At 74.2% G+C, this 21,045-nt stretch carries 19 protein-coding genes; 10 read left to right on the top strand and 9 right to left on the bottom strand.

Annotated elements, in window-relative coordinates; all coding sequences use genetic code 11:
• Window positions 1–3 precede the first annotated feature (3 nt).
• The gene (locus QSK03_RS02225; RefSeq protein ID WP_285648318.1) at window positions 4–981 is read right to left on the bottom strand and encodes a GNAT family N-acetyltransferase; all 978 of its coding nucleotides are present in this window, start codon (window positions 979–981) and stop codon (window positions 4–6) included.
• Entirely contained in the window at window positions 978–1,871 is an 894-nt protein-coding gene (locus QSK03_RS02220; protein ID WP_502872110.1) for a class I SAM-dependent methyltransferase, read from the bottom strand. The genes QSK03_RS02225 and QSK03_RS02220 overlap by 4 nt, the downstream gene beginning before the upstream one ends.
• Window positions 1,872–2,256: 385 nt before the next feature.
• Here QSK03_RS02220 and rpsA point away from each other — a divergent pair, with 385 nt between their 5' ends.
• Window positions 2,257–3,777 carry a 30S ribosomal protein S1 gene (gene rpsA / locus QSK03_RS02215; RefSeq protein WP_285648317.1) on the top strand — a complete coding sequence of 507 codons (1,521 nt, stop codon included), beginning with the start codon at window positions 2,257–2,259 and terminating at the stop codon, window positions 3,775–3,777.
• 728 nt (window positions 3,778–4,505) lie between these two features.
• Here the strand turns inward: rpsA and QSK03_RS02210 are convergent.
• Window positions 4,506–4,700, bottom strand: coding sequence for a hypothetical protein (locus QSK03_RS02210; RefSeq protein WP_285648316.1), 195 nt, complete (start codon window positions 4,698–4,700; stop codon window positions 4,506–4,508).
• Between the two features lie 147 nt (window positions 4,701–4,847).
• Here QSK03_RS02210 and coaE point away from each other — a divergent pair, with 147 nt between their 5' ends.
• Window positions 4,848–5,885 (top strand): dephospho-CoA kinase, encoded by a 1,038-nt coding sequence (gene coaE, locus QSK03_RS02205; RefSeq protein ID WP_285648315.1) that lies wholly within the window; start codon window positions 4,848–4,850, stop codon window positions 5,883–5,885.
• A 21-nt stretch (window positions 5,886–5,906) separates the two neighbouring features.
• On the opposite strand, the gene QSK03_RS02200 is transcribed toward coaE, so the two are convergent.
• A complete protein-coding gene (locus QSK03_RS02200; RefSeq protein ID WP_285648314.1) occupies window positions 5,907–7,598 on the bottom strand; it encodes a cation:proton antiporter in 1,692 nt (563 codons plus the stop codon).
• 39 nt (window positions 7,599–7,637) lie between these two features.
• On the opposite strand from QSK03_RS02200, the gene QSK03_RS02195 reads away from it, so the two are divergent.
• Window positions 7,638–8,051 carry a TIGR03618 family F420-dependent PPOX class oxidoreductase gene (locus QSK03_RS02195; protein WP_285648313.1) on the top strand — a complete coding sequence of 138 codons (414 nt, stop codon included), beginning with the start codon at window positions 7,638–7,640 and terminating at the stop codon, window positions 8,049–8,051.
• A gap of 4 nt (window positions 8,052–8,055) precedes the next feature.
• Here QSK03_RS02195 and QSK03_RS02190 read toward each other — a convergent pair whose 3' ends face one another.
• Window positions 8,056–8,583 carry a DUF402 domain-containing protein gene (locus tag QSK03_RS02190; protein ID WP_285648312.1) on the bottom strand — a complete coding sequence of 176 codons (528 nt, stop codon included), beginning with the start codon at window positions 8,581–8,583 and terminating at the stop codon, window positions 8,056–8,058.
• Window positions 8,584–8,670: 87 nt separating this feature from the next.
• Window positions 8,671–9,177: a ribonuclease FAU-1 family protein gene (locus QSK03_RS02185; protein ID WP_285648311.1), complete on the bottom strand. Its 507-nt coding sequence runs from the start codon at window positions 9,175–9,177 to the stop codon at window positions 8,671–8,673.
• Window positions 9,178–9,280: 103 nt separating this feature from the next.
• On the opposite strand from QSK03_RS02185, the gene uvrB reads away from it, so the two are divergent.
• The 4 genes from uvrB (at window position 9,281) to QSK03_RS02165 (ending at window position 15,255) form a co-directional block, all read left to right on the top strand.
• The gene (gene uvrB, locus QSK03_RS02180) at window positions 9,281–11,488 is read left to right on the top strand and encodes an excinuclease ABC subunit UvrB (RefSeq protein WP_285648310.1); all 2,208 of its coding nucleotides are present in this window, start codon (window positions 9,281–9,283) and stop codon (window positions 11,486–11,488) included.
• 85 nt (window positions 11,489–11,573) lie between these two features.
• Window positions 11,574–12,395 (top strand): LuxR C-terminal-related transcriptional regulator, encoded by an 822-nt coding sequence (locus QSK03_RS02175; protein WP_285648309.1) that lies wholly within the window; start codon window positions 11,574–11,576, stop codon window positions 12,393–12,395.
• A 92-nt stretch (window positions 12,396–12,487) separates the two neighbouring features.
• Window positions 12,488–14,026, top strand: coding sequence for a class I adenylate-forming enzyme family protein (locus QSK03_RS02170; protein ID WP_285648308.1), 1,539 nt, complete (start codon window positions 12,488–12,490; stop codon window positions 14,024–14,026).
• Window positions 14,023–15,255 (top strand): acyl-CoA dehydrogenase family protein, encoded by a 1,233-nt coding sequence (locus QSK03_RS02165; RefSeq protein ID WP_285648307.1) that lies wholly within the window; start codon window positions 14,023–14,025, stop codon window positions 15,253–15,255. Before QSK03_RS02170 ends, QSK03_RS02165 begins: the two co-directional genes overlap by 4 nt.
• Before the next feature lie 35 nt (window positions 15,256–15,290).
• Here the strand turns inward: QSK03_RS02165 and QSK03_RS02160 are convergent, their stop codons facing one another.
• The gene (locus QSK03_RS02160) at window positions 15,291–17,195 is read right to left on the bottom strand and encodes a TIM-barrel domain-containing protein (RefSeq protein ID WP_285648306.1); all 1,905 of its coding nucleotides are present in this window, start codon (window positions 17,193–17,195) and stop codon (window positions 15,291–15,293) included.
• Window positions 17,196–17,305: 110 nt separating this feature from the next.
• Window positions 17,306–17,935 carry a UdgX family uracil-DNA binding protein gene (locus QSK03_RS02155; protein ID WP_285648305.1) on the bottom strand — a complete coding sequence of 210 codons (630 nt, stop codon included), beginning with the start codon at window positions 17,933–17,935 and terminating at the stop codon, window positions 17,306–17,308.
• A 35-nt stretch (window positions 17,936–17,970) separates the two neighbouring features.
• Here QSK03_RS02155 and QSK03_RS02150 point away from each other — a divergent pair, with 35 nt between their 5' ends.
• Window positions 17,971–18,642 (top strand): NAD(P)H-binding protein, encoded by a 672-nt coding sequence (locus QSK03_RS02150; RefSeq protein WP_285648304.1) that lies wholly within the window; start codon window positions 17,971–17,973, stop codon window positions 18,640–18,642.
• Window positions 18,643–18,682: 40 nt separating this feature from the next.
• Complete coding sequence (locus tag QSK03_RS02145; protein WP_285648303.1) at window positions 18,683–19,105, top strand: VOC family protein; 423 nt, start codon at window positions 18,683–18,685, stop codon at window positions 19,103–19,105.
• On the opposite strand, the gene QSK03_RS02140 is transcribed toward QSK03_RS02145, so the two are convergent.
• The gene (locus QSK03_RS02140) at window positions 19,106–19,678 is read right to left on the bottom strand and encodes a GNAT family N-acetyltransferase (protein WP_285648302.1); all 573 of its coding nucleotides are present in this window, start codon (window positions 19,676–19,678) and stop codon (window positions 19,106–19,108) included.
• 92 nt (window positions 19,679–19,770) lie between these two features.
• Here QSK03_RS02140 and QSK03_RS02135 point away from each other — a divergent pair, with 92 nt between their 5' ends.
• Window positions 19,771–21,039 carry a GAF domain-containing protein gene (locus QSK03_RS02135; protein WP_285648301.1) on the top strand — a complete coding sequence of 423 codons (1,269 nt, stop codon included), beginning with the start codon at window positions 19,771–19,773 and terminating at the stop codon, window positions 21,037–21,039.
• Window positions 21,040–21,045 lie beyond the last annotated feature (6 nt).

Genomic DNA, 21,045 nt, shown 5'->3' with positions numbered 1-21,045 from the left:
ACGTCAGCGCAGCGCGGACGCGGGCCGGACCTCCCACAGCGTCCACAGCGGGCGGTAGCCGTGCCGTGGCCAGAACACCGAGGAGAGCGGGTTCGGCGGGTTGTAGTAGAGGTAGGTGCCGCGCGCGCCCGGCGGTTCGAGGCCCGGCAGCGCGGCCGTGACGAGGGCGTGGCCCACCCCGTTGCCGCGCCGTCCCGGCAGCACCGACGCGCAGTTGACGTAGCCCCACCGCCCGGTCGGCAGCAGGCCCGCGAGCCACGAGCCCGTGGTGACGTCGGTGAGCCCGCACTCGAGGAGGCCGACCGCCCGCCCGTCGCGCTCGGCGAGGTGGATCGGCTCGTCGCGGGCGAAGCGCTCGCGCAGGGCCGCGCGCTTGACCGCCTTGGCGTCGGGGCGCAGGACGCTGCCGCCGACGGCGCTGGAGTACGCGATCTCGTGCATGGCGAGCTCGAGGCACGCCGCGAGGTCGTCCTCCCGGGCGCGGCGGACGACCAGGGAGGGGTCGTGCGACGGGGGGCCGGGCGGAGGGCCGGCGGGGCGGACCGCGAGCACGGCCAGCGGCACCAGACCGTGGTCGAGGAAGGCGCGGGCGGCGACGACGTCGCGACTCGGCCACGTGACGACCGCGGCCGAGTCGGCGGCCTGCCGCACCCGGCCGGGGATCCGGCGGCGCCACTCGGCGACCAGGCCGTCCGCGCCGGCGCGCCCGGCGCTGCCGAGGACGGGGTGGAGCTCGGTGACCTCGGCCGCCGACCAGAGCAGCGGCGAGCTGCCCGGCGGCCAGCTGTGGTGGGTCAGGACGCCGGCCGCCTCACCGGCGGTGTCGTCGGCGACCACGATCACCTCGCCGGGTGGGGGCGGCATCGCGGCCGGCAGCCCCGGGTCGAGCTCGGCGAATCGGGCGTGCTGCTCGTGCAGGAGGTCGGAGAGCACGACCTCGGGCGCGCGTCCCGAGGGTGTCGCCCGCGGCCGGCCGATCACGGCGGCGCCCCGGTCGTGACCGGACGCCGGCAGCAGAAGATCGCCGTGCCGGGGAAGAGCGCGCCCCGCAGCGGTGACCACTGGCCCCACACCTCGTCGAGGTCGTCGGGCCACGCGGGCTCGACGATCCCCTCGAGCACGAGCCCGGCACCGACGACGTCGGCCACCCGGTCGGAGATCGTGCGGTGGTGCTCCACGTAGACGACGCGGCCCGCCTCGTCGACCTCGGCGTAGGGCGTGCGATCGAAGTACGACTGGGAGACGGTCAGGCCGTCGGGGCCCGGGTCGTCCGGGAACATCCAGCGCACGGGGTGGTTGACGGCGAACACCCACGGTGCGCCGGGCCGCAGCACCCGCGCGACCTCGCGCATGACGGCCCGCGCGTCCGCGACGAACGGCACCGCGCCGAACGCGGAGAACGCCGCGTCGACGCACCCGTCGCGCAGCGGGACCGCCCCGGCGTCGGCCTGCACGAGCGGCACCGCGGTGCCGGTGCGCCGGTCGGCGGCGCGGGCCTGGCGCAGCATGCCCGCGGAGAGGTCGAGCCCGACGACCCGCGCGCCGGCGCGGACGAGCCAGCGACCGCACGACGCGGCGCCACAGCCCACCTCGAGGACCGTCCGGCCGCGCAGCCCGGCCGGGTCGCCCAGCAGGTGGGCGTCCGCCTCGCGCAGGCGCTCGGGGCACCACACGAAGTCCGCGTCGCCGAGGAAGGCGCCGTGCTCGGCCTGGTAGTCGTCGGCGTCGGCGTCCCACCAGGCGCGGCTGGCGGCGCTCGACTCGGCGGGCCCGACCGCGCGGCGGGTGATCCCGGCGGCACCCAGGACCTCCTCCGCGGACGCCTTCCGGGCGCTCCCGGCCGCGTCCGCGGGCGGGGGAGGGGTCGACACCGGGGCATCCTGACACGCCCGGACGGAGGACACCCCCGCCGTCGTCGCCGGTCACGGCGGAGATCGTCGCCGCTGGTCGGCGATGATCGGGGTCGTGTCACCCCTCCGCGCAGGGAGCAGGCGACACGCCGTGGGAACCGCCTGCGACACGCCGGGTTCTGCTGGGGGGCGACCCGATTGCCGGTCCGTGTCGGACGCGGTTACGATGAAGGTCCACGTCAGTGGTGTCTCGCCCTGTCCGCGTCCCGCTCTCCGGCGGTGGCGGCGGGTCTCGTCTCCACCTCAGCGTTCGCCGGGTCCAGCGGTGCTCGCGTCAGGTCGACGGCGCCCTGCCGTGGTGTCCCTGCCTGCTCGATCTGACCATGTTCCCGGAGCCGTCCACCGTATGTCCATCGACACCCACACCGCCCCGACGACGACCAGCCCCCAGGTGGCTGTGAACGACATCGGGTCGGAAGAGGACTTCCTCGCCGCCATCGACCAGACGATCAAGTACTTCAACGATGGCGACATCGTCGAAGGCACCATCGTGAAGGTCGACCGGGACGAGGTCCTCCTCGACATCGGCTACAAGACCGAGGGCGTCATCCCCTCGCGTGAGCTGTCCATCAAGCACGATGTCGATCCCAACGAGGTCGTCGCCGTCGGCGACGAGGTCGAAGCCCTCGTCCTCCAGAAGGAGGACAAGGAGGGCCGGCTGATCCTGTCCAAGAAGCGCGCGCAGTACGAGCGCGCCTGGGGCACGATCGAGCAGCTCAAGGACAACGACGAGCCCGTCAAGGGCACCGTCATCGAGGTCGTCAAGGGCGGCCTCATCCTCGACATCGGCCTGCGCGGCTTCCTCCCGGCCTCGCTGGTCGAGATGCGCCGCGTCCGCGACCTCCAGCCCTACGTGGGCAAGGAGATCGAGGCCAAGATCATCGAGCTGGACAAGAACCGCAACAACGTCGTCCTCTCCCGCCGTGCGTGGCTGGAGCAGACCCAGTCGGCGGTGCGCAGCGAGTTCCTCAACCAGCTCGCCAAGGGCCAGATCCGGTCCGGCCAGGTCTCGTCGATCGTCAACTTCGGTGCGTTCGTCGACCTCGGCGGTGTCGACGGTCTGGTCCACGTCTCCGAGCTGTCCTGGAAGCACATCGACCACCCGTCCGAGGTCGTCGAGGTGGGCCAGGAGGTCAAGGTCGAGGTCCTCGACGTCGACCTCGACCGCGAGCGGGTCTCCCTGTCGCTCAAGGCGACGCAGGAGGACCCCTGGCGTCAGTTCGCCCGCACCCACCAGATCGGCCAGATCGTGCCCGGCAAGGTCACGAAGCTCGTGCCGTTCGGTGCGTTCGTCCGCGTCGACGAGGGCATCGAGGGCCTGGTCCACATCTCGGAGCTGGCCGAGCGCCACGTCGAGGTGCCGGAGCAGGTCGTCCAGGTCGGCAACGACGTCATGGTCAAGGTCATCGACATCGACCTCGACCGTCGCCGCATCTCCCTCTCGCTCAAGCAGGCGAACGAGGGCATGACGCCGGAGACCGAGTTCGACCCGGCGCTCTACGGCATGGCCGCCGAGTACGACGACGCCGGCAACTACATCTACCCCGAGGGCTTCGACCCGGACACCGGCGAGTGGCGCGAGGGGTACGAGTCGCAGCGCGAGGAGTGGGAGCGCCAGTACCAGGCGGCCTACGCCCGCTACGAGCAGCACATCGCCCAGCTGCAGCGCACCCAGGAGCAGGAGGCCGAGGCCGCCGAGGCGGCGCCGGCCAACTACTCCTCGGGCGGGCCGTCGGACGGTGGCGAGTCGGCCGAGGAGCGCGACGACGAGGACCCGGGCCAGGGCCCGCCGTCCCAGTCCGGCGGCGGCGCGCTGGCCAGCGACGCCCAGCTCGCGGCGCTCCGCGAGAAGCTGTCGGGCGGCTGATCCTCCGCCGCGTCTGAGCTCGACCGACGGGCCCTCACCCCTCGCGGGGTGGGGGCCCGTCGTCGTGTGCGGGGTGGGCGTGGTGTCGCAGCGAACGCCCTATCGGCGTGCTCAATGGGATGTTCGCTGCTTGTACGCGTCTGAAGTCCCCGTTGATCACGGGGTCCGGTGTGTGCCGGGGCGCGCCGGGGTCCCGGCGGTTGCCGCGAGTGGCACGTTGCGCATGATCGACAGGGCTCGTGAGCTTCGCAACGTGCTTCTCGTGTGGCGGACGGGGCGCGCGCGTCTGCCGCGCCTCATCGTGCGGCTGGCGTCGGGCGCGGACCGAGGGACGCCCTGGGTGCGCTGGACGCAGCGAGGGACGCCCTCGCTCCACCCCGCAGCGAGGGGACCACGGGGCTGCCGCGGACCGAGGGGCGCCCTGGGTGCGCTGGACGCAGCGAGGGACGCCCTCGCTCCACCCCGCCGCCGCGGCGAGACCACGGGGCCGCCGCGGACCGAAGGGCGCCTTCGGTGCGCCCGACGCAGCGAGGGACGCGCTCGCTCCACCCCGCAGCAGGGTGACGCCCTCGCCGCGCACCCCGGGGACGCGAGGGCACGCCAGCGGCGGAGCACACCCCGGAGGGAGATCACGAGCGCGTCAGACACCTGGCGAGGCGCGACAGGGTGCATGACGTCGCCCCTGATCATGCGATGTCTCGGACGTGAGCGCCGGCAGGCGCCGGGACTCAGCCGAAGGCGGGCGGCGGCGTCACGAGCGCCGGGCGCAGGTGACGCGGCCCCGCGAGGAAGCGCTCCACGAGCCCGCGGCGGGCGATGTGGGGCACGGACAGGGCCGCGGCGACCTGGGGGAGGGCGCGGCACCAGACCAGACCGGGAGCGCCGAGGCGGTGCCGGCCGCGGGGGCGGCGTGACAGGAACACGCGAGCTCCTCGGGGTCGTGAGCGGGTCGTGTGGTGCACGTGAGGCGCCACCATAGCGATGTGACAGCAGGGACACGAGTGGTTCGCGTGGGCGAGTCTCGACCCCGGGTCGAGTGAGCACCCCGCCCCCTCGGGCAGACTGCGGGCGTGCTGAGGCTCGGGCTCACCGGAGGGATCGGGGCGGGGAAGTCGACGGTCGCGGCGACGCTGACCGAACTGGGCGCGGTGGTGATCGACGCCGACCGGATCGCCCGCGAGGTGGTCGAACCCGGCACCGAGGGCCTGGCGGAGGTCGTCGCGGCGTTCGGCGAGGACGTGCTGGACGCGGACGGGGCGCTCGACCGCCCGGCGCTCGGCCGGATCGTCTTCGGCGACGACGCGAAGCGCCAGAAGCTCAACGGCATCCTGCACCCGCGGATCGGCGCGCGGACCGCCGAGATGGTCGCCGACGCCGAGGACGACGCCGTGGTCGTCCACGACATCCCCCTGCTCGTCGAGAACGGGATGGGTGCGGCGTTCGCGCTGGTGCTCGTGGTCGACGCGCCGGTGGACGTGCGGGTCCGGCGCCTCGTGGAGACCCGGGACATGACCGCCGAGGACGCCCGCGCGCGGATGGCCGCCCAGGCCGACGACGATGCCCGGCGCGCCGCGGCCGACGTGTGGCTGGAGAACGCCGGGGTGGCGGGCGCCCTGCGCGAGCAGGTCGAGCGCGTCTGGCACGAGCGCCTCGTGCCGTTCGCCGAGAACGTCGAGTACGGCACCGCGGTCGCGCTGCCCACCGAGGTCGTGGCGCCCGCCGCGGACCGCGAGGTCACCGGACGCCGCCTGGCCGCGCGCGTGGCGGTCGCCGGCGGCGACGGGATCCGCCGGGTCGAGCACGTCGGACCCGGCGCCGTCCCCGGCCTGCCCGCCCCGGACGTGGTCGAGCTGCTCGTCGAGGCCGACCGGCCGGGCCGCGACCTCGCCGAGGCGCTGGCCGTCGCGGGGTTCCCGGCCGTCGGTCCGGGACGCCACGCCTCGGCGGATCCCGGCCGTCCCGCCCGGCTGCTGGTGCTCGACGGCAAGGACCGGAAGCAGGCGAAGCAGGCGAAGGCCGTCGTGCAGGCCCGCGACCGCGCCACCGCCGATGCGCGCCGGGTCGCCGCCGACCCTGCGGCCGTCCGGGCCGAGGTCGCGCTGCCCTGACCGACGTCCAGCAGCGGCCCGTCAGGTCCAGGCGGAGTTGCCCCGCAGCTCGAGGCTGATCTGCTCGGCGTCGAGGTTCTCGAGGGCCGCCGTGAGCGCCGCGGAGGTGAACCGGCCCTCGTCGCGGGCGGCCAGGAGAGCCGTCCGTTGCGCCTCGATCATCTCCAGGCGGACGCGGATACGGGTGTCGGTGGACGTCGCGGGGTCGGGCCGGCCGCCCTGCGCGGCGAGGCGCTCGCGGTAGGCCGCCACCTCCGGCTCGCCGGCGTGCCGGTCGAGCACTGCGAGGTTGGCGGCCGTCAGGCGCTCGGTGAGGGCCTCCTGCTCGGCGATGGAGGAGACCTCGGCGGGCGCGGGTGCCACCCACCGGACGAGCAGGGCCAGCGTCCCGCCCTGCAGGAGCAGCGAGCCGGCCGCGACGGCGAACGCCACGAAGACGAGCAGGGAGCGCTGCGGGAAGCCGATCGGCAGGGTCTGGGCGGCGGCGAGGGTGACCGCGCCCCGCATGCCCGCCCACACGACCACCGCGCCCTCGCGCGGGCCGAGGGGCGCGGCCCGGAAGTAGTCGATGTCGGCGATCTTGAGACGGACCCGCTCCTGGAACCGGGCGATGCGCTGCGGGGTCGTCAGCGACACCGGACGCCCGCGGATGGTGACCTCCTCCCCGGCCTGCAGCTGCGCGTCCATGTCCTGCAGTTGCGACTGCATGTCCGAGCCGCGCCGCGCCGACGACCGCAGCCACAGCACCAGCACGGACACGTACCCGGCGCGCACGACGACCGTCGCGACGAGCGCGACCGCCGCCACGAGGAGCCCGAGGCTCCCGGCGGCGCCGGACCGGTGCAGGTCCTCCAGCACCGCGGTCAGCTGGAGACCCATGAGCAGGAAGATCGTTCCCTCGAGGACGAGCTCGACGATCCGCCAGGTCTCGGTGTCGGAGAGACGGTGCCGCACCGGCAGCCACCGCGTCGCCCCGTGACCGGTGACGAGCCCGGCCGTCACCGCCGCGACGAGGCCGGACGCGCCGAGCTCCTCGGCCGGGATCGACGCGACGAACGGCGTCGCGAAGGACAGGAGGGTGTTCACGGCGGGGCCGGTCACGTGGCGCCGCGCGAGCAGGCCGAGGCCCCCGACGACCAGCCCGATGGCGACCGCGACGACGACGGCGAGCGCGAACCGGCCGACGACGCCGCCGATCGACACCGTGGCCGCCGAGGCCGCGATCGCGGCGCGCAGGAGGACCAGGGCCGTGGCGTCGTTGAGCAGGCCCTCGCCCTCGAGCACGGTGGTGACCCGCGACGTCACCCCGACCCGGCGCACGATCGCGGTCGCCGCGGCGTCGGTCGGGCTCAGGATCGCCCCGAGGGCGATGCCGCCCGCGAGACCCAGCCCGGGCACGAGCAGGTCCGCGACCAGCCCGATCGCCACCGACGAGATCACCACGAGCAGCACCGACAGGCCGCTGACGGCCCCGAACGCGCGCCGGAAGTCCATGGACGGCATGGCGACCGCCGACGAGAACAGCAGCGGCGGCAGGATCCCGGCGAGGATCCACTCCGGCTCGATCTCCACGACGGGCACGCCGGGCAGGACCGAGACGCCGACCCCGACCAGCACCAGCAGGAGCGGGGCCCCGACGCCGATCCGGTCGGCCAGGACCCGCACCCCGGCGATCGCGAGCAGGCCGAGGACGACCACCACCAAGCTGCCCATGACCTGGGGACGGTAGATCAGGAGCCGTAGCATCGGCTCGTGACCACCCCGCTCGATCCCCAGGTCAAGGAGCTCCTGACCGCCCGCAACATGGCTCACGTGGCCACCCTGATGAGCGACGGCGCCCCGCACGTGTCGCCGGTCTGGCTCGAGGTGCTCGACGACGACCGGCTCGCGATCTTCTCCACCGAGGCGCACCTGAAGATTCGCAACCTGCGCCGCGACCCGCGGATCGCGATCTCGGTGGCCGACGAGCACGACCCGTACCGCGCCGCGGTCATCCGGGGCCGCGTCGTGGACGAGATCCACGGGGAGCGCGCCCTCGCGATCGCGGACAGCATGAGCCGGCGCTACACCGGCGCCGATTTCCCGGTCCGCTCGTCCATCGTCATGGTCATCGAGCCCGAGCGCGTCCGCCTCCAGCAGCTGCCGTTCGAGCACTCGCCCCGGTGAGGCGTCAGGACCCGGTGAGCGCTCCGATGCCGAGCGAGCGGGTCCAGACGTCGAGGTCGTGACGGGCGTCGACGAGCTCGCCGAGCACGCGGTGCACGGTGCTCATGGCCTCGTCGGCGTCGGCGCCCGTGAGCACCCCGCCGGCCACCGCGGCCGCGAAGTCCGCGTCGCGCACGACGCGGGCCGGGCGCCCGGGCACGATCTCCAGGCCGAGCAGGAGATCGGTGCACCGCCACCGGTCACCGTCGACGGCGATCCGCACGGCGCCGATCTCGGTCGTGACGCCGGCGCCGGCGCCCTCCCGCGGGGTGCGCCGCCGCAGGCGGAGGCCGTGGTCGGGCACGTACCAGCACGTCTCGGCGAGGACGAACGGGTCCTCCGGGCCGAGGACCGTCGTGCGCAGGCCCCAGGGGGCCTCGTGCCATCGGTCGAGGCCCTGCTCCAGGGCCTGGTCCGCGGTGAGGGGGAGGGTGCGGGTCGCGCAGCGGGTGTCGACGACCTCGACCAGCTGGCGGGAGACGACCGGGCTCACGGCGCAGGACCCTAAGCCACCCGTCGGGGGGACCGGACGGCGACCCCTACCCGAATCCCATCGCTGTCATTCTCCTCGTGAGGTGGATCACGGCCACGTGAGGGTGACGTCCCGCGTCGCGAGCCATCGCTCCAGGTCGTGGCCGTGCTCGGCGAGCGCGGCGAGGGTGGCGTGGCTCGTCGTGAGCGCCCGTTCCGCGCGCCCGGTGTCGAGCAGCCCGGCCGCGACGGCCTCCGCGAGCTCGTCGAGGTCGAGCACCTCGGTCCGCTCGCCGGTGTGGACGACGAGGTCGACGTAGTGGTCCTCGGTCCGCCAGGTCGCGCCGTCACGGGTGATGTCGACGATGTCGAGGTAGTGGTCCTGGAGGCGTTCGTGGCCCGGCTTCCAGGAGAAGTCGGTGACCCGGATGCCGAGCGCGGGCAGCAGCCACGAGCGCAGGTGGGTCAACGTCGGGTGGTCGGGCATGGGCCGGCTGAGGTAGAGCCCGAACGGCGCCTCGCGGTAGACGTCGACGGCGCGCACGAAACCCTTCGGGTCGGTGTTGGTCCCGGCGGTGACGTCGAACGTCTCGATCTTCGGCGCGTGGATCCCCACGGGCGGCGACCCTAGCGGCGACCGGCCGCGTTCGTGCCGGGTCGAGCTCAGCTGCACTCCGTCTCCCGCGTCGCTGTCGGGGGTCGCGGTTAACCTCGATCCCATGGCCTTCGCGACAGAGGTTCCGGGTTCGGCCCGCGACGGGGAGAACCCCGAGGGGCTGCCCGAGGACGCCCTCGCCCACTCGGAGTTCCGGCCGGTGGGCGAGATCGAGCGCACCGGGGGCCAGTTCGAGGTCGTCAGCCCGTACGACCCGGCGGGCGACCAGCCGGCCGCCATCGAGGAGCTGGAGCACCGGGTCAAGGAGGGCGAGCACGACATCGTCCTGCTCGGCGCCACCGGCACCGGCAAGTCGGCCACGGCGGCCTGGCTCATCGAACGGGTGCAGCGCCCGACGCTGGTGATGGCGCCGAACAAGACCCTGGCCGCCCAGCTGGCCAACGAGCTGCGCGAGCTGCTGCCGAACAACGCGGTCGAGTACTTCGTCTCCTACTACGACTACTACCAGCCCGAGGCGTACATCGCGCAGACCGACACCTACATCGAGAAGGACTCCTCGATCAACGAGGACGTCGAGCGCCTCCGGCACTCGGCCACGTCCAACCTCCTGAGTCGCCGCGACGTCGTGGTGGTCGCGTCGGTGTCGTGCATCTACGGCCTCGGCACGCCGCAGTCCTACCTCGACCGCTCGGTGCAGCTGAACGTCGGCGACGAGCTCGACCGCGACCAGCTGCTGCGCGCCCTGGTCGACGTGCAGTACACCCGCAACGACATGGCCTTCGCCCGTGGCACGTTCCGGGTGCGCGGCGACACCGTGGAGATCATCCCGGCGTACGAGGAGCTCGCGGTCCGCATCGAGTTCTTCGGCGACGAGATCGAGTCGCTCTACTACCTCAACCCGCTCACCGGCGACGTCGTCAAGCAGGTCGACGACGTCCGGATCTTCCCGGCCACCCACTACGTCGCCGGGCCCGAGCGGATGGAGAAGGCGGTCAAGGCCATCGAGGCCGAGCTCGAGGAGCGCCTGGCCGAGCTCGAGCGCCAGAACAAGATGCTCGAGGCCCAGCGGCTGCGCATGCGCACCAGCTACGACATCGAGATGATCCGCCAGGTCGGGTTCTGCTCAGGCATCGAGAACTACTCGCGCCACATCGACGGCCGCGGCCCGGGCACGGCGCCGGCCACGCTGATCGACTACTTCCCGCAGGACTTCCTGCTCGTGATCGACGAGTCGCACGTGACGGTGCCGCAGATCGGCGGCATGTACGAGGGCGACATGTCGCGCAAGCGCAACCTCGTCGAGTACGGCTTCCGGCTGCCGAGCGCCACCGACAACCGGCCGCTGACCTGGGAGGAGTTCGCCGACCGCATCGGACAGACGGTCTACCTGTCGGCGACGCCGGGCGACTACGAGATGCGCATGGCCGGCGGCGAGTTCGTCGAGCAGGTGATCCGGCCGACCGGCCTGGTCGACCCCGAGGTGGTCGTCAAGCCGACCAAGGGCCAGATCGACGACCTCGTGGGCGAGATCCGCACGCGGGTCGACAAGGACGAGCGCGTGCTGGTCACGACCTTGACCAAGAAGATGGCCGAGGACCTCACCGACTACCTGCTCGAGCTCGGCATCAAGGTCCGCTACCTGCACTCCGAGGTCGACACCCTGCGGCGGGTCGAGCTGCTCCGGCAGCTGCGCTCGGGCGAGTACGACGTGCTGGTCGGCATCAACCTCCTGCGGGAGGGTCTCGACCTGCCCGAGGTCTCGCTCGTCGCGATCCTGGACGCCGACAAGGAGGGCTTCCTGCGCAGCGAGCGTTCGCTGATCCAGACGATCGGGCGCGCGGCGCGCAACGTGTCCGGCCAGGTGCACATGTACGCGGACACCGTCACCGAGTCCATGCGGTACGCCATCGACGAGACCAACCGGCGCCGCGAGAAGCAGATCGCCTACAACACCGAGCGCGGGGTCGACCCGCAGCCGCTGCGCAAGAACATCGCCGACATCCTCGACCGCGTCTACCGCGAGGCCGAGGACACCGAGGAGTCGGTCGAGGTCGGCGGGTCCGCGCGCAACAGCTCCCGCGGCCGGCGCGCGGCGGGCGAGGCCGGTGGCCGGGGCAGCTCGGGCATCGTCGAGCACCGCGACACCTCGGGCATGGCGCGCGCCGAGCTGGCGGACCTCATCCAGCAGCTCACCGACCAGATGATGGCCGCGGCGCGCGACCTGCAGTTCGAGCTCGCCGGTCGCCTCCGCGACGAGATCGCCGACCTGAAGAAGGAGATGCGGGGGATGGACGCCGCCGGAGTCAGCTGATCCGCGGGCCCCGGGCCACGGCCGTGACCTGGGCCACACCCGTGCCTTAGCATCGGGAGCCCGGTCCCGGTGCGGGGAGGTGGCGGTGGGTGCTGTCCCCGGTCCTGGCGAGCCCACGCCGCTCGAGCGGGCGGTCCGGGCACTCGGCGAGGTCGAGGTCCTCGACATGTCGTTCGCCGCCTCGCTGGACGCGCCCGCGGCGGTGTTCCGGCTCGGGCACATGCACGGCGCGCGCGCCGGCAGCATGGACGGACTCGTCACCGGCGTCGGGCAGGGTCTCGGCGGCAAGGTCCTCGCCCTCGAGCGCCCGCTCGCCGTCGCGGACTACGCGCGCGCGCCCGGCATCACCCACCAGTTCGACCAGGCGGTGGGCGCGGAGGGGCTGCGGGCGGTGTTCGCGCTGCCGGTCCGGGTGGACGGCGCGCTCCACGGCGCCGTGTACGGGGCGGTGCGGCGCCCCCTCGAGTTCGGCGAGCGGTTCCTCAGCCGCATGATCGACACGGTGCGGGCGGCGGTCCGGCACGCGCCGCGCCCGCCGGCGACGGCGGGGGATCCCGCACCCGACGTCCTGCTCTCCCGCGAGGAGGCCCGGGAGCTCCACGCCGTCCTCCGCGCGGCGCGGGCGGGCACCGCCGACGCGGGCACCCGGGCCCGGCTCGACACCCTCGCGGCCCGGCTCCACCACCCGGACGCCACCGCCGTGCCGGCGGCGATCCACCTCTCCGGGCGGGAGCAGGACGTCCTCGCCCTCGTCGCGGTCGGACGCGCGAACGGCGAGATCGCCGCGCACCTCGGCCTGCGCGTCGAGACCGTCAAGTCGTACCTCAAGTCCGCGATGGCCAAGCTCGGCAGCCGCACCCGCGGCGAGGCCGTCCACCGCGCCCGGGCGGGCGGCCTCCTGCCCTGACGCCCCCTCGTTCGAGGGTGGTGACCCGGGTCACGTCGGCCCTAGCGTCCGCGCGGAGAGCCGGGTGGAGCCGGCCGGACGAGGAGCGCCCGATGGACGTGCCCAGCCTGATGCGCCAGGCCATGACCCTGCACCGCGACCGGCCCGCGCTCGTCACCGAGCACCGCAGCCTGACCTTCGGCGAGGCGTGGGACCGTGGCGTCCGCACCGCCAACGGCCTCATCGCGCTCGGCGTCCGGCCCGGCGACCGGGTCGCGAGCCTCGAGGAGAACGACCTCGGGGCCGCGGACCTGTTCCTCGGCGCGGCGATCGCCGGGGCCGTGCGCGTCCCGCTCTACGCCCGCAACGCCCGGCGCGCCCACCAGCAGATGATCGAGCAGACGCAGGTGCGCGTGCTGGTGGTGGACGCCGCGCACGTCGACGAGGTCAAGGGCCTCGACGAGGACACCGCAGGCCTCGAGCACGTCCTCGTGCGCGACGCGGGCTACGAGCAGTGGCTGGACGCCCAGTCGGACGTCGATCCGCAGCTGCTGGTCGGGCCCGACGACTGGTACGTCATCCGGCACTCGGCGGGCACGACCGGCCGTCCCAAAGGCGTCGGGTACACCCAGCACGACTGGCTCGTGAACTGCCGCAACTGGTACTACCGCCTGCCGAACCTGCAGACCGACAGCGTCGTCGGCCATGCGGGCCCGATCTCGCACGCGTCGGGCTACCTGTTCCTGCCGGCGTGGCTCCACGGGAGCGCCAACCTGCTCTTCGGGGCGTTCGACCCGGCCACGGTGCTGGCGCTGATGGAGCGCCACCGCGTCACGCACATGTTCGCGCCGCCGTCGATGGTGCAGATGCTCACCGCCGATCCGTCGCGGGCCGACCGCGACACGTCGGCGCTGCGGTGTCTGCTGGTCGGCGGCGCGCCGATCACCGACGCGACCGCGCTGGCGGGGCGCGCGGCGTTCGGCGACGTCCTGCACCAGGTGTTCGGGCAGACCGAGGCCGTCCCGCTGACCGTGATGACCCCGCAGGAGTGGTTCGCGGACGTCCCGGGCTCGTCGCCGCTGCGGGCCGCGGGCAAGGTCCTGCCGTTCGCGCGGATCGAGATCCGCGACGAGGACGGGGTGGCGCTGCCGCTCGGTGCCGACGGCGAGCTGTGGGCCCAGGTCGAGGGCCAGATGCGGGGTTTCTGGGACGACGAGGAGCTGACCGCCACCCGGCTCGTCGACGGCTGGGTCCGCACCCGCGACATCGGGCGCATCGACACCAACGGCTACGTCTACGTCCTCGACCGCGCCGACGACATGATCGTCTCGGGCGGCTTCAACATCTGGCCCGCCGAGCTCGAGTCGGCGATCGCCGACCATCCGGAGGTCGTCGAGGTGGCCGTCTTCTCCGTCCCGCACGAGCGCTGGGGCGAGACCCCGATGGCCGTGTGTCGGGTGGAGCCCGGGGCGACGGTGACCGCCGAGGAGATCGTGGAGCTGGTCCGTCAGAACCTCGGCTCCTACAAGAAGCCCGGCGCCGTCGAGTTCGTCCACGAGCCGCTGCCCAAGAACGTCGTCGGCAAGCTGCTGCGCAAGGCCCTGCGGGAACCGCACTGGGCCGGCCAGGACCGGCGGGTGGCCGGCGCATGACGCACACCTCGGACCGGACGTCCCTCGACGACACGCTCGACGACGCCGACTACGGCGTGCCGTGGGCGCTCGACGACCACCACCGCGCCTGGCAGCGCACCGTGCGGGAGTTCTGCGCGCGCGAGGTCGCGCCGGGCGCGGCGCAGCGCAGCATCGACGGCACCTTCGACGCCGACCTGGCCCGCGCGGCCGGCCTGCTCGGCGCCTACGGCCTGCTCGCCGAGGAGCGGTTCGGCGGGGGCGGCGCCGACCTGCGCACGCTGTGCGTGACCGCCGAGGAGATGGCGCGCGTCGACTCGTCGCTGGCCGTCACCGTCCACGTCCAGGCCATCAGCGTCGCGCTGCTCGCGCACCTGGCCGCCGGGCGCGACGACCTGCTCGCCGAGGTGCTGCCCGACGCCTGCGCGGGGGAGACGTTCGTGTCGTTCGGCCTCACCGAGCCCACCGGTGGCTCCGACGCCGGCAACATCGGCACCACGGCGCGGCGGGACGGCGACGACTGGGTGATCTCCGGGTCGAAGCAGTTCATCACGAACTCCGGCACCCCGTTCTCGCGCTACGTCATCCTCTTCGCGGCGACCGGCGAGGCGGCGGCCGGGGCGAACGGCCGAAGCCGGCGACCGGTCTCGGCGTTCCTCGTCCCGCTGCAGGCGCCCGGTGTCACGGTCGGCGGGCCCTACGCGAAGCTCGGCTGGCGCGCGTCCGATACCCATCCGCTGTTCTTCGACGAGGTCCGGGTGCCCGGCGACGCGCTGCTGGGGGAGGAGGGCCGCGGGTACCGCGAGGCGCTCGGGTTCCTGACCTGGGCGCGGTTCCCGATCGCGGCGATGAGCACCGGCCTCGCGCTGGGCTGCCTCGACGACGTCCGGCGCTTCGTCGGCGACCGGACCTCCTTCGGCTCCCCGCTCGGCGCCCACCAGGGCGTGGCGTTCGGGGTCGCCGACATCGCCGCGCTGGCCGCGACGGCGCGCGTGATGACCTACGACGGCGCGTGGAAGTACGACCACGGGCGCCCGATCGCGCGCGAGGCGGCCACCGCCAAGCTCGTCGCGTCGGAGGCGGCGAACAAGGCGGCGTACCTCGCGACCGAGCTCGCCGGGGGGTACGGGTTCATGCAGGACACGGCGGTGACCCGGCACTACCAGGACGCGCGCATCCTCACGATCGGCGAGGGCACCTCGGAGGTCCAGCGGCTGCTGATCGCCCGCGGCCTGGGCCTGCCGGTCTAAGCCCTGCGAGTGCCCGGCTGTGCCTCACGGCCAGGTCAGCCGGTCGCGATCCCCGGGGGCAACCCGAGCGAGCCGGCGGGCGGGAGCCCGACGCGCGCCCCGTCGCGCACGAACAGCGGGATCCGTTCGACCGGGGCGGCGACGTGCACCCAGCGGCGGCCGCCGAACACCTCGCCGGTCCAGTACGAGCGCCAGCGACCGGCCGGCAGGTAGACCGCCTGCTCGGTCACGCCGCGTCTCAGGACCGGCGCCACCAGGAGGTCGCGTCCGAGCAGATACTGGTCGTCGGCCACCCACGCGGTCGGGTCGTCGGGATCGACCAGCCAGAGTGGCCGCAGGAGCGGCAGCCCGGTCCGGTGTGCCTCGACGGCGAGGTCGCCGAGGTAGGGACCGAGACCGGCGTGGAGACGGGCGTAGGCCCCGAAGAGCGACAGGGTGCCCGCATCGGTGAGCACGCCGACCGGGTCGTGCTGGGCACCCAGCATGTCGCGCATGACGGGGGACAGGGCGCCGACCTCCACCCAGCGGGCCCACAGCTCACGGTCGTGCTCGCCGCTCCCCGTGAGGAACCCGCCGATGTCCGGTCCCCAGTAGGGCCACCCCGACACGCTGCCCGAGAGCATCCCGGCCGGCACGGAGGGCAGTCCGGTGAGCGGGTCCCAGTCCCTCGTCTGGTCACCGGTGAAGTGCCCGGTCGTGATCTCCTGCGTGCCGTCGTAACCGGAGCGCGCGAACAGCACCGTGGCGCCCGGGCGGGCCCGCTCCGCGGCCACGTGCGCGCTGCGGGCGTAGAGGACCGGGTACAGGGCGCGGACCTCTACGCCGGTCATGCCGTTGGCGTAGCGGCCGTCGAGCGGCGCGTCCTCGGCGTAATCCTGCATGGCCCCGTCGAAGCCGGTCGCGGCCACCGCGTGGCTCACGCGGCTCTGCCACCACGCCGTCGCGGCCGGGTTGGTGAAGTCGACATAGGCGCGCCACCCCGACGTTCCCCACCAGGGTTCGAGATGCACCCCGCCCGCGGCGTCCCGCACCAGGAAGCCGCGGCCGGCGGCCTCGTCGAAGCCCGGCCGGCCGGGCACGAGGAACGGCGAGAGGTAGCCGAGGACACGCACGCCGCGGGCGTGCAGGGCGGCGACCATCGCGCGGGCGTCGGGGTAGGCGCCGATCGCCACCGGTCGGTAGATCGGCCACCACCAGCCGAACCCGGAGTCCGGGTCGAGGAGGTCGTAGGTCCACACGGCGTCGAGGGGGACCCCGGCACCAGTCAGGGTCGCCAGGTCGGCCATCACGCGTGTCGGGCCACCGATCAGGCTCTTCCACACGCCGAGGCCCCACGACGGCGGTATCGGTGGGCGCCCCACGAGTGCGCTGCGGCGGGCGAGGACGCCGGCCGGGTCCGGGGCTGTGATGACGTGGGCGAGAACCCGGCCCGCCTCGACGCGGATCGTGACGCGGCCGGGCTCCCGCAGGTCGAACGTCGCGGCGGCGAGCGTGTCGAGCTGCAGTCCGTAGCCGCGGGAGGACAGCAGGAACGGGGCCGGCGAGTAGCTCGTCCCGTTCGCTGCGCCGGTCCCGTCGGTCGGTCGCGAGCTCAGCAGGCGGCCCTCGAGCACCCCGTCCAGACCCGGAGTACCGAACCGCTCGCCCAGCCCGGCAAAGCGCTCCCCGGGGTGGCGGGGAAGGCTGATGGTCACCGCACCGTCGGCGTTCTCGAGCGCGACGACGGCGTCGCCGGGCGAGCCGGGTCGGGCCCGGGCGTCGGTGCCGTCCAGCGGTTCCAGCAGAGTGGTCGCCGCGGGCTCGACGTCCGGCCAGCGTGCGGCCGCGCGCGACGCCGCGCTCGCGGCGGCGCCACCGACGACGAGGGCCGCGACCAGCAGAAGCAGGGCCGTCCGCCGCGTGCCCGCCGAGAGCCGGGACGCGGCGCCTGTCGGGAGCACGTGCGGCGCCCCCTCTGACCGTCGTTCCCCAGGCAAGCATGACGGCCGGCGCGGCCCGCGGCGAGAGGACGAGGTCGGCGGCACAACCGGTGGCCCGAAGGCGAGGCCCGTCAGCCCCTGGCGACGAGCAGCCCGCCCGCGACCTCCAGGTCGGCGACGAAGCCGGCCATCATCTCGTCGCGGTCCTGCCCGCGCGCGCGGTCGGCGCGCAGGATCGCCGACGGGTGGATCGTCGGCACGAGCGTCATGTCGTTCCACGAGCGCGGCTCGCCGCGTTCGGCGGTGATCCGGAACTTCGCCCCGAGCAGGGACTTGCCCGCGGTCGCGCCGAGCGTCAGCAGCACCTGGGGCGCCACCGCGGCCAGCTCGGCCTCGAGCCACGGCCGGCACGCTGTGATGTGCGGTGCCTTCGGCGTCTCGTGGATGCGCCGCTTGCCCTGGTAGCGGAAGTTGAAGTGCTTGACGGCGTTGGTGACGTAGGCGTCGTCGCGGGCGATGCCGGCCGCGTCGAGGGCCTGGTCGAGCAGGCGCCCGGCCGGCCCGACGAACGGGGCGCCCTGGCGGTCCTCCTGGTCGCCGGGCTGCTCGCCGACCATCACGAGCCGGGCCCGCGTCGGGCCGACGCCGAACACCGTCTGCGTGCTGTGCTCGTACAGCTCGCAGCGCGTGCAGGCGGCCGCCTGCTCCCGGATCGTGTCCAGGTCCGGGGCCTCGGCGAACAGATCCAGCGGTTCGGTCACCGGCCGGGGGTGCCCAGGAGGAGCAGGATGGACGCGTGCGTGTCGTGCTCACCGGGGCCACCGGGTTCGTCGGCGGAGCGGTGCTCGCGCGGCTGCTGGCCGACGAGCGGGTCGAGGAGGTCACGGCGCTCACCCGCCGGCCGTTCGCGACGACGTCGCCCCGCCTGACGACGGTGGTCCACACCGACTTCACCGTCTGGTCCGACGCCGTGCTCGGCGAGGTGGCGGCCCACGACGCCCTGATCTGGACGATCGGCGCCACGGCCGCCGACGAGGCCGATCCCGACGCCCACGAGCGGCTGACCCACACCACGACGCTCGCTCTGGCCCGGGGGATCGCGGCGCGGCACCGGCCGGTCGTCTTCGTCTACCTCAGCGGCATGGGCGCCGACCCGACCGAGACCGCCCGGCTGTCGTGGGAGCGGCGGACGCGTCACCTCAAAGGCCGCACCGAGCGCGACCTGCAGGCCCTCGCTGGAGACACCCCCGGGTTCGTCGTCCGGTGCGCCCGCCCGGGCGGTGTGCTGCCGGCGTCCACGTCGCCGCTGGTCCGGCTCCTGCTCGTCCCGATCGCGCTGCCGGTCGACGACCTCGCCCACGCCCTCGTCCGCTGTGCCCTCGAGCCCGCCGCCGCTCCGCCGACGGTGCACCACGCCGCTCTGCGCCGCCTCGCCGCGGCGGGAGACGGGCCCGGGCAGCGGCGGTGACGGACCGGAGCTGTCCGCCCCTTGCGACACACTGCGCGCCATGGCCATCGGTGTGCAGATCACGTTCGACGCCCACGATCCGGCGAAGCAGGCGCAGTTCTGGGCGCTCGCGCTGGACTACGTCCGCCAGCCCCCGCCGCCGGGCTTCGACTCGTGGGAGGACTTCGCCGGGACGATCGGCATCCCGCAGGAGCAGTGGGACCGGCTCGACGCGGTCGTCGACCCGGACGGGGCGGGGCCCCGGGTGCTGTTCCAGAAGGTGCCCGAGGACAAGACGGTGAAGAACCGCGTCCACCTCGACGTCAACGTGGGCGGCCACGCGGACGACCGCAGGGAGCGCGCGCAGGCCCACCGCGAGAAGCTCGAGGGCGCCGGCGCGCGGTTCCTCTACGAGGTCGACGAGCCGACCGGCTGGTGCCTGGTCATGGCCGACCCGGAGGGCAACGAGTTCTGCCTGCAGTGATCAGGCGCGGAGGTCGGCGGCGGTGATCGGCCGCGTCATCTCGACCCCGGCGAGCCCGAGACCGTCGGGGGTCGTGACCTCGACCCGGCGCACTTCGCTGAACCCGAACGCCGTGTAGAGCGGGACGCCGGGCAGCGTCGCCATCAGCACGAGGTCGCGGAAGCCCTCCGCGCCGGCGGCCCGGGCGCTCGCCTCCAGGATCGCGCGGCCCAGACCGCGGCGGGTGTGGTCGCCGCTGACGAACATCGCCCGCACTCGCGCGGGTTCCCTGGTGGGATCGAGCAGGCGAGCGTCGTCGTCGCGATCGCCGGAGCCGGTGTAGAGCCGGGCGCGGCGGCTCCAGCCCCCGCACGCCACGATCTGGCCGCCGTCGTCGTGCACGAAGTAGGTGCCGTCGTCGACCATCGCGCGGTCCAGGTGGGCGATGTGGATCTCGCCCGCGGCCGCCTGCTCGGGGGTGTACCAGCGCGGGAACGCGGCGCGGACCGACGCGCGCATGAGCGCGGCGATCGCCGGGACGTCGGCGTCCGTCGCGGTGCGCAGCGGCGGGGTCGTGCGGCGGGTCGTCGTCAACGCGCTCCTCCCGGGTGGGGCACTCGTCGTATGGCGCCGGTCACCGGCGCTGCCTAGGCTGCGGCGAGGTCCGCCGACGGTCGAGGGGGTCGATGATGACTCACGCCGACGACGGCATCTGCGCCGTCACGCGCACCACCGATCTGCGGCGGCACGCCCGGATGCTCCACCAGGCCCACGACGCGCGGCTGTCCGGCAGCCGGCCCGCGACGCCGCTGCGGCGGGTCGTCAGCCGCTCGTGGGACCGGGTGCTCTCCTACGGGGTCGCGCCGGACGGCCGGTCGCTCGACGATCCCGCGCCGCCGGAGATGGTCGAACGGCGCCGGGCCGAGTCGCCGATCGCGCACGTGCTCCCGCAGCTGCGAGCGAGCCTCACGGCCGTGGCCGAGGACGCCGAGCACATCATGGTGATCACGGCGGCCGACGGGCTCGTGCTGTGGCGCGAGGGCGCGGTCCGGGTCGGGCGGCTCGCCGACGACCTCGGCTTCCTGCCCGGCGCGGACTGGACCGAGGCCTCGGTCGGCACCAACGCCATCGGCACGGCGCTCGAGGAGCACGCCTCGGTGCAGCTGTTCTCCGCCGAGCACTTCGTGCGCGCCCAGCACCCGTGGACCTGCACGGCCAGCCCGATCCACGACCCGCGCACCGGCGAGATGCTCGGCGTCGTCGACCTGTCCGGCCCGGCACCGACGGTGCACCCCACGACGGTGGCGCTCGTCCACACCGCGGTCCGGCTCGCCGAGACCGGCCTGTGGGCGGCGCACGAGAGCCGGCTCGGGGAGCTGCGGGCGGTGGCCGCGCCGGTCCTGGCCCGCCAGAGCGGCCCGGCGCTCGTCGTCGACGAGCACGGCTGGGTCGCGGCGTCGACCGGCCTCGCCCCGCGCGACCGCGTCGGCGTGCCCCGCGCGGGCGAGGCGATGCTCATCCACGGCCTCGGGGCCTGCCTGCCCGACCGCGTCCCCGGCGGGTGGCTGCTGCGCCCGTCCGACGGCGCCGGACCGGGGGCGACGCGGCTGCGCCTCGACCTCGACGGTGACCCTCCGGGCGCGGTGGTGGAGGGCAACGAGCGGTGGCGACACACCCTCGGGCGCCGCCACCTGCAGATCCTCGCCCTGCTCATGCGGGCGGGCAGCACCGGGCTCGACGCGGCCGCCATCAGCCGCGCGCTCTACGACGACGCCGACCACCTCGTCACCGTGCGGGCCGAGCTGTCCCGCCTGCGCCGCGTGCTCGGCGGGCTGCTCGCCGCGCGTCCCTACCGGATCGCCCCGGGCGTCGAGGTCGCTGCGCCGTCCGCGGGGGAGCTGGCACGGCTGTTCGGACCGGACGGGTCTGCAACACCGCTGCAACCCTGGCCGTGACACCGG

The organism is Actinomycetospora sp. NBRC 106375 (assembly GCF_030269665.1).
Classification (GTDB): domain Bacteria; phylum Actinomycetota; class Actinomycetes; order Mycobacteriales; family Pseudonocardiaceae; genus Actinomycetospora.
Note: the sequence above shows the minus strand (reverse complement) of the source record. Positions and strands in the feature narration are given on the sequence as shown.

Bases quoted from the DNA above. Each gene is read 5' to 3' on its own strand.
- rpsA (WP_285648317.1), top strand. From the start codon at position 2,257: ATGTCCATCGACACCCACACCGCCCCGACGACGACCAGCCCCCAGGTG.
- QSK03_RS02200 (WP_285648314.1), bottom strand. From the start codon at position 7,598: ATGGGCAGCTTGGTGGTGGTCGTCCTCGGCCTGCTCGCGATCGCCGGG.
- QSK03_RS02165 (WP_285648307.1), top strand. From the start codon at position 14,023: ATGACGCACACCTCGGACCGGACGTCCCTCGACGACACGCTCGACGAC.
- QSK03_RS02135 (WP_285648301.1), top strand. From the start codon at position 19,771: ATGATGACTCACGCCGACGACGGCATCTGCGCCGTCACGCGCACCACC.
- QSK03_RS02145 (WP_285648303.1), top strand. From the start codon at position 18,683: ATGGCCATCGGTGTGCAGATCACGTTCGACGCCCACGATCCGGCGAAG.
- uvrB (WP_285648310.1), top strand. From the start codon at position 9,281: ATGGCCTTCGCGACAGAGGTTCCGGGTTCGGCCCGCGACGGGGAGAAC.
- QSK03_RS02170 (WP_285648308.1), top strand. From the start codon at position 12,488: ATGGACGTGCCCAGCCTGATGCGCCAGGCCATGACCCTGCACCGCGAC.